Source organism: Pseudomonas sp., from assembly GCF_050739995.1.
Classification (GTDB): Bacteria; Pseudomonadota; Gammaproteobacteria; order Pseudomonadales; family Pseudomonadaceae; genus Aquipseudomonas.
The window spans coordinates 1-7,808 of record NZ_JBOICG010000503.1 but is presented as its reverse complement, the minus strand read 5'-3'; the positions used below and the strand labels follow the sequence as shown (position 1 = coordinate 7,808).

The window sequence follows — 7,808 nt, the reverse complement described above, 5'->3', positions numbered from 1 at the left end:
GTCCAGCCGCAACCGGTCTATGCCGCTCCTCCGCCGGTCTACTACGCACCGCCACCACCGGTGTACGTGCAACAACAGGTTTACTACCGCCCTGCGCCGGTCTATTACGGCCCACCGCGCGGCTACTATTACGGCCACCCACACGGCTACTACGGCCGCGGCTGGTAACCTTGAACGGATTCGACTGAACAGGCCTCGCCCACACGCGGGGCCTTTTTTTGTCTGCACGGTCTGGATTTATTTTGCCAAGGTCGCAGTGAGGACAATGTTCGAGCGGCAATCCGACATCATGAGGGTCGAATGTCTTCTTGCTCGATTGAGGCCCGTCCTGTCATGTTTACGTCACGAAACGGTCTCACTATCGACCTGTCCACCGAATAACAATTAAGGACGACTGACCATGCCCACGCAAAACCCGCACCGCACTGCCGGCCTCTGTACCTCCAGCAAGGTCTACAGCGCCCTGACCGAACTCAAGCACCTGGAAGGCCACCGCAGTGCAAAATTCCTGGCGTTGCTGGCAGAAAACCTGGTGCGCAAGGGCCTGCTCAGTGAGCAGGAAGTGGTGATGATGCTGGATCAGGTGGTGGACTGACGCCTAGCGTTGATGTCGACTATCGAGCCAGATGATTTTTCCTCAGCGTCCCCCACCGTAAGGTGACCTCCATAACGATTGGAGGTACTTATGCCCACTGTTCAGATCATGTCCGTCATCGGTAGCGCCGTTCCCACCCCACTGCGGGAGTTGGGCCTGCTCGCCTGCTGGTATGTGGTACGCGATGGCGAGCTCATCAGCGGCCCGCTCACCTCGTTATCCGACGCCGAAAGACAGCTTCAATATGCGTCCAACTTCAGGCTCAACGCTTGAAGTCCAGGGCAACGGGCCGATCCATGCCAGGAAAACGGGCGCGTGCAGCTCTGCGGCTTAGTCCGCAATCTCTACAAACGCCCTATTGGTTGCGCCAGGCATAGATCCAGATCAACAACCCTTCGCCAGGCCTGCACTACCCTGCCGCACTTTTGATCGAAGTGCCGACCATGCCCTCTGTTATTGCCCCCGAACTGCTCGCCCCCGCTGGCACCCTGAAAAACATGCGCTACGCCTTCGCCTACGGTGCCGATGCGGTCTACGCCGGTCAGCCGCGTTATAGCCTGCGGGTGCGCAACAACGAGTTCGATCACACCCATCTGGCCCTGGGCATTCAGGAAGCCCACGCCCTGGGCAAGCGCTTCTACGTGGTGGTGAACATCGCGCCGCACAACGCCAAGTTGAAAACCTTCCTCAAGGACCTGGCGCCAGTCATCGCGATGGGCCCGGATGCGCTGATCATGTCCGACCCAGGCCTGATCATGCTGGTGCGCCGAAACTTCCCGTGGATGCCGATTCACCTATCGGTCCAGGCCAACACGGTGAACTGGGCCAGCGTCGAGTTCTGGCAGCAGCAAGGCATCTGTCGGGTGATTCTGTCGCGGGAGTTGTCCCTGGAAGAGATCGGCGAAATCCGCCAGCAGGCGCCGACCATGGAGCTGGAAGTGTTTGTGCACGGTGCTTTGTGCATGGCCTATTCCGGACGCTGCCTGCTTTCCGGCTACATGAACAAACGCGACGCCAACCAGGGCACGTGCACCAACGCGTGCCGCTGGAAATACCAGGCGACACCCGCTGTGGAAAACGCCACGGGTGATATCGTCCAGGAATATCAGCCGACGCTGGGCATCGGCGCACCGACCGACCAGGTATTCCTGTTGCAGGAAGCCAACCGCCCCGATGAACAGATGCCCGCCTTCGAGGATGAACACGGCACCTACATCATGAACGCCAAGGACTTGCGCGCGGTGCAACACGTGGAGCGGTTGACCCATATGGGCGTGCATTCACTGAAGATCGAAGGGCGCACCAAGTCCCACTTCTATTGCGCCCGCACCACCCAGGTGTATCGCCAGGCCATCGATGATGCAGTGGCCGGTCGTACGTTTGACCGCAACCTGATGACTGATCTGGAATCCCTGGCCCAACGTGGTTACACCGAAGGCTTCCTGCGCCGCCATGTGCACGACGAATACCAGAACTACCAAAACGGTAGCTCAGTGTCGGAACGCCAGCAGTTTGTCGGGGAATTGACGGGCGAGCGCCGCAGTGGCTTGGCCGAGGTCAAGGTGAAGAACCGCTTTGCCGTGGGCAATCACCTGGAGCTGATGACGCCCAGCGGCAACTTTCACTTTGACCTGGCCACGTTGCACAACACCCAAGGCGAACCCATCGAGGTGGCGCCGGGAGATGGGCACACGGTGTATGTGCCGCTGCCCATCGAAATGGATTTGCGCTTTGGCTTATTGATGCGCGATCTCTAGATCCGGAACTGCCCCACCAACTGCCCCAAACGCTGGCCCAACTCCGCCAGGCTGCGGGACGTCTGGGCACCCAATTGGGTTTCATCGGCCACGCTGTCCACCGCCACGGCAATCTGATGCACGCTGCGGTTGATCTCTTCGGCCACGGCGGTCTGCTCTTCGGCGGCGCTGGCGATCTGCGCGTTCATCGAGTTGATGGTGCCGATCAACTGCGCCATGGTGTCCAACGAGGCGCCGGCTTCGTTGGCCTGGGCCGAGGTGCCGTCGCCGGCGTCACTGGAGCGGCGCATGGCGTCCACGGCGGCGACCGTGCCTTTTTGCAGGCGGTCGATCATGCCCTGGATCTCCTGGGTACTGGTTTGGGTGCGGCTGGCCAGGGCGCGTACTTCGTCGGCCACCACCGCAAACCCGCGCCCGGCCTCCCCGGCCCGTGCTGCTTCGATCGCCGCGTTGAGCGCCAGCAGGTTGGTCTGTTCGGCAATCGAGCGGATCACGCCCAGCACGCTGACAATCGACGAAACATCCTGCTGCAGACTGTCGAGGGACACGCCACTGCTGCGGATGTCGTTCACCAGTGCATGGATCTGCGCGATGCTGCCGTCCACCACACGCTTGGCGGCCTGGCCTTCGGCGTCGGTCTGTTGCGCGGCCACGGCGGCCCCCTGGGCACTGCGCGCCACTTCGTGGGCAGCGGAGGACATCTGGTTGATGGCGGTGGCCACTTGGTCAGTCTCGTGGCGCTGACGCTCCATGGCCTGCTCGGAACGCTGGGCCTGATCGGAAACCTGGCTGACAAGGCCGGTCAATTGGGCGGTCATCTCGGTGATCTGGCGCACCAGGCCGTGGATCTTGTCGACAAACCGGTTGAACGCGCTGGCAAGTTCGCCCAACTCATCCTGGCTGGTGATGGCCAGGCGACGGGTCAAATCGCCCTCACCGGCGGCAATATCGTCAAGGTTGGCCTTCATCAGGTTCAGCGGACGCAAGATGGTATTGGCCACCACCATGCCGACCGCGGCGATCACCAACAGCACGACGACCGCCACACCGAGGATGCTTAGCAGCACACCTTCCATGCGTTTCTCGACCTTGGCCTCGACCACCGCCACCTGGGCTTCGATGCCATCCAGGTTCACCGACGTACCCATCACCATGTCCCATTTCGGCAAGTACACGGTGTAGCCAAGCTTGGGCACCAACTCAGTCTGGCCGGGCTGGGTCGAACTGTACTGCAGGTAGTGAGTGCCGTCCTTGCCGACCTTGACCAGGTCGCGGTTGACGTAGACGCCGTTCGGGTCGCGATTGTCCTTGAAGCTCTTGCCCACGCCGTCAGGGCTGTTGCCCTTGAACAGGCGAATGGTCTCGGAGTCGTAGCCGAAGAAGTAGCCATCCTTGCCGTAGCTGGTGTTGGAGAGCAGCTTGACCACCTCGGCCCGCGCCGCCGTATCACCGGGGGCGGCGGCGTCGTAAAGCGGCTTGATGGTGGTCATGGCCACTTCTACATAACTTTGCAGGGTGGCTTTGGCGTCATTGAGCAGGCGCTGGCGGGTCTCGTCCACCTCGTTGCGTGCCTGGCCCTGCAGAATCCACACCGTGGTCAGGCTGATGACCACGGCAAACAGCAGTACCGGCACGACGGCCAGGGACAGGACTTTGGCCTTCAAACTCAGACGCATGGCTTTTCTCTCTTATTCGTGGCGACTTGAGAGGTTAACGGCCAATGGCGAAATATCTGTAGGCGCGAGTCGTCAGAGGGTCATTGCGGCGATCCAGCCAAACGCCAACAGCGGGATGTTGTAGTGCAGGAAGGTCGGCACCACGGTGTCCCAGATATGGTGATGCTGGCCGTCGATGTTAAGGCCAGAGGTCGGGCCGAGGGTGGAGTCCGACGCCGGCGACCCCGCATCACCCAAGGCGCCCGCCGTACCGACGATGCACACGATGGCCAACGGACTGAAACCCAGTTGCACACACAGCGGTACAAAAATCGCGGCCAGAATCGGCACCGTGGAAAACGACGAACCGATGCCCATGGTCACCAGCAGGCCCACCAGCAACATCAGCAATGCACCCACGCCACGGCTATGGCCGATGAAGGCCGCCGAGGTTTCTACCAGCGAACGCACGTCGCCGGTGGCCTTGAGCACTTCGGCAAAACCCGACGAGGCAATCATGATGAAGCCGATCATCGCCATCATCTTCATGCCTTCGGTGAACAGGTCGTCGGTCTCGCGCCAGCGCACGATGCCCGACACCGAGAAGATCAGGAACCCGGCCAGGGCGCCGATGATCATCGAGTCCAACCACAACTGAATGATGAACGCCGAGGCAATCGCCAGCCCGGCCACCAGCAGAGTCAACGGGTTGTATTGCACCGCCACTTGCTCGACCCGCTCGATTTTTTCCAGGTCATACACGCGCTTCTTGCGGTAGCTGATAAACACGGCCACCAGCAGGCCCACGACCATGCCCAACGCCGGCAAGCCCATGGCGTGGGTGACGTTGACCTGGCTGATGTCCACCCCACTCTTGGCCACGTTGGCCAGCAGGATCTGGTTGAGGAAGATATTGCCGAAGCCGACCGGCAGGAACATGTACGGCGTAATCAGGCCAAAGGTCATCACGCAGGCGATCAGGCGGCGGTCCAGTTGCAGCTTGGTCAACACGTACAACAGCGGCGGGACCAACAAGGGGATGAAGGCGATATGAATCGGCAGGATGTTCTGCGAGGCAATCGCCACCACCCATAGCAGGCCGATCAATAGCCATTTGACGTGACTGCCACCGCTCGCTTCCTGGCGATCGACCAACAGCAATGCCTTATCCGCCAGGGCGTGAGCCAAACCGGATTTGGCAATCGCTACAGCAAAAGCGCCGAGCAAAGCGTAGGACAAAGCCACGGTCGCGCCGCCGCCCAAACCACCGTTGAACGCTTTGAGCGTGGCGTCGATACCCAGGCCACCGGTCAAGCCGCCCACCAGGGCGCCGACGATAATGGCGATGACCACATGCACACGGGACAGGCTGAGCACCAACATCGTGCCGACCGCGGCGATTACTGCGTTAATCATGGTTACCTCAAGACAAAAAACATAAAAACAGGCGTGCGGCGCCCAGGCAGCCATTCAATAGAGTGGCCAGCGTGCAGGCTGAAGAGGTCTTATTAGAGGGCGCGCACTTTGCAGCAGGTGAGCGACCATGTCAAAAAACGACACCGCTTTGAGCTTTATATTGAACGGTTGAATAAAGAAATAATTAGCGCAGCCGATAACGGATCTCTACGTGTTTTCAGGTAAGGATGTCCCGATGTCGCTTAGGCAGCTCTCCATTCAATGGAAAATCACCCTGCTCGCCGGCCTCTGCCTGCTGGGGATCGTGACCCTGCTGGTGGGTCTGTCGCTGTATCGCATGGAGCAGAGTTCCGAGCAGGTCAAGGCATCCAGCATGCAGATGCTCGATGCTGCCGCCCAGGCGCGCATCGAGGCACAGGGTGAAGTGCAAGCGTTGGGCATTCGCCAGCAGTTCATGGACGCCTATCAGTACGGCCATGGGTTTTCCCGCCAAGTGCTGTTCCTGCGCGAACAAGCTGAAAAACGCTTCCTCGATGCCTTCGACACCCGCGAAGACCTGACTCGCCAGGTCAAGGCCGCGCTGCAGGCCAACCCGGACCTGCTCGGTCTGTCCCTGGTATTCGAAGCCAATGCGCTGGACGGCAAGGACGAGTTGTTCGCCAATCAGAAAGAACTGGGCAGCAACGAAAAAGGCCGCTTTGCCCTGTACTGGTCACAACCCACCCCGGGCAAGTTGACCTCGATGCCGCTGCCCGAAAGCGACATGGCCGACACCAGCGTCGGCCCCAGCGGCGAGAAAGCCAATGCCTGGTTCACTTGCCCGCGCACTACCCTCAAACCCTGTGTGATCGAACCGTACTTTTATGTGATCGACGGGCAGAACGTGCTGATGACCAGCATCGTGTTCCCACTGATGTCCAACGGCAAAGTCATTGCCTCGCTGTCGGTGGACATCAACCTCAACAGCTTGCAGGCCGTGAGCCAGCAGGCGAGCCAGAAGCTGTATGACGGCCAGACCCAGGTCAGCATCCTCAGCCCGACCGGCTTGCTCGCCGGCTACAGCCCGGATGCCAGCAAACTCAGCCAGCGCCTGGACCAGGTCGATACCGCCAGCGGTGCGCAGTTGATCAGCGCGCTGACCAGCAGCACGCAAACCCGCAGCCTGCGCACCGACCACCAACTCAAGGTCTTGGCGCCGTTTACACCGATACCGGGTGGCAAGTCGTGGGGTGTATTGCTGGACGTTCCAGAAAAAGTCCTGGTCGTCCCTGCAGAAGCCTTGAAAGCGCAACTGGACGCCGATAACGCCAAGGGCACGCTGCTGGAACTGAGCCTGGGCCTGCTGGCCGCGGTGGTGGGCCTGGTCCTGGTGTGGCTGATGGCGCGCAGCGTGACCCGTCCAATCCTCGGTGTGGCGCGCATGCTTGAAGACATCGCCAGTGGCGAAGGCGACCTGACCCGTCGCCTGGCCTACGACAAAAAAGACGAGCTGGGCCAACTGGCTGGCTGGTTCAACCGCTTCCTCGACAAGCTGCAACCGATCATTGCCGAGGTGAAACGTTCGGTACAGGACGCCCGTGGCACCGCCGACCAATCCGCCGCGATTGCCACTCAAACCAGCGCCGGCATGGAGCAGCAATATCGCCAGGTGGATCAGGTTGCCACCGCCTCCCACGAGATGAGCGCCACTGCCCAGGACGTCGCCCGCAGCGCAGCCCAAGCCGCCCAGGCCGCACGGGATGCCGACCAGGCCACCCGCGAAGGCTTGACCGTGATCGACCGCACCACCACCAACATCGGCGCGCTCGCCGCCGACATGAGCACCGCCATGGCTCAGGTTGAAGGTTTGGCTGCCAATAGCGAGCAAATCGGTTCGGTGCTGGAAGTGATTCGTGGCATCGCCGAGCAGACCAACCTGCTGGCGCTCAACGCCGCCATCGAGGCGGCCCGCGCCGGTGAAGCTGGTCGTGGGTTCGCGGTGGTTGCCGACGAGGTACGTAACCTGGCGCAACGTACCCAGGAATCGGTGGAAGAAACCCGGCTGGTGATCGAACAATTGCAAAACGGCACCACCGATGTGGTCGGCTCCATGGGCAACAGCTATCGCCAGGCCCAAGGCAGCGTCGAACAGGTCGGGCAGGCGGTAACGGCCTTGCGCCAGATTGGCGAGGCGGTCACCGTGATCAGCGACATGAACCTGCAAATCGCCAGCGCCGCCGAAGAGCAAAGCGCGGTGGCTGAAGAGATCAACAGTAATGTGGCGACAATTCGGGATGTGACTGAATCGTTGTCGGAGCAGGCCAATGAGTCGGCGCGGGTGAGCCAGGCGCTGAACAGCCTGGCCAATCAGCAGCAGGGGTTGATGGATCAGTTCAGGGTCTGAAG

5 protein-coding genes and 3 pseudogenes are annotated in these 7,808 nt (G+C 60.9%); 5 read left to right on the top strand and 3 right to left on the bottom strand.

Translation table 11 applies throughout. The annotated features are described in order from the left end of the window. Positions 1-400 precede the first annotated feature (400 nt). From ACRESD_RS16620 to yegQ, 3 genes are all read left to right on the top strand, one after another. Entirely contained in the window at positions 401-595 is a 195-nt protein-coding gene (locus ACRESD_RS16620) for a hypothetical protein (protein WP_431751919.1), read from the top strand. Between the two features lie 90 nt (positions 596-685). Continuing rightward, the gene (locus ACRESD_RS16615; protein WP_431751918.1) at positions 686-868 is read left to right on the top strand and encodes a hypothetical protein; all 183 of its coding nucleotides are present in this window, start codon (positions 686-688) and stop codon (positions 866-868) included. A gap of 170 nt (positions 869-1,038) precedes the next feature. Beyond that, on the top strand, positions 1,039-2,352 hold the full coding sequence (yegQ, locus tag ACRESD_RS16610; protein ID WP_431751917.1) for a tRNA 5-hydroxyuridine modification protein YegQ: 1,314 nt from the start codon (positions 1,039-1,041) through the stop codon (positions 2,350-2,352). Here the strand turns inward: yegQ and ACRESD_RS16605 are convergent. From ACRESD_RS16605 to ACRESD_RS16595, 3 genes and pseudogenes are all read right to left on the bottom strand, one after another. Then, positions 2,349-3,104 (bottom strand): methyl-accepting chemotaxis protein, encoded by a 756-nt coding sequence (locus ACRESD_RS16605; RefSeq protein WP_431751921.1) that lies wholly within the window; start codon positions 3,102-3,104, stop codon positions 2,349-2,351. The genes yegQ and ACRESD_RS16605 overlap by 4 nt on opposite strands. A 102-nt stretch (positions 3,105-3,206) precedes the next feature. Next, positions 3,207-4,028: pseudogene (locus ACRESD_RS16600) on the bottom strand (cache domain-containing protein); the annotation flags it as partial. 72 nt (positions 4,029-4,100) lie between these two features. Continuing rightward, complete coding sequence (locus ACRESD_RS16595) at positions 4,101-5,420, bottom strand: Na+/H+ antiporter family protein (protein WP_431751920.1); 1,320 nt, start codon at positions 5,418-5,420, stop codon at positions 4,101-4,103. 238 nt (positions 5,421-5,658) lie between these two features. Between ACRESD_RS16595 and ACRESD_RS16590 the strand changes: the two are divergent. After that, positions 5,659-6,948 (top strand): annotated as a pseudogene (locus ACRESD_RS16590) (HAMP domain-containing protein); the annotation flags it as partial. 348 nt (positions 6,949-7,296) lie between these two features. Beyond that, positions 7,297-7,806: pseudogene (locus ACRESD_RS16585) on the top strand (methyl-accepting chemotaxis protein); the annotation flags it as partial. Positions 7,807-7,808: the final 2 nt, after the last annotated feature.

Bases quoted from the DNA above. Each gene is read 5' to 3' on its own strand.
- ACRESD_RS16620 (WP_431751919.1), top strand. From the start codon at position 401: ATGCCCACGCAAAACCCGCACCGCACTGCCGGCCTCTGTACCTCCAGC.
- ACRESD_RS16615 (WP_431751918.1), top strand. From the start codon at position 686: ATGCCCACTGTTCAGATCATGTCCGTCATCGGTAGCGCCGTTCCCACC.
- yegQ (WP_431751917.1), top strand. From the start codon at position 1,039: ATGCCCTCTGTTATTGCCCCCGAACTGCTCGCCCCCGCTGGCACCCTG.
- ACRESD_RS16605 (WP_431751921.1), bottom strand. From the start codon at position 3,104: ATGGAGCGTCAGCGCCACGAGACTGACCAAGTGGCCACCGCCATCAAC.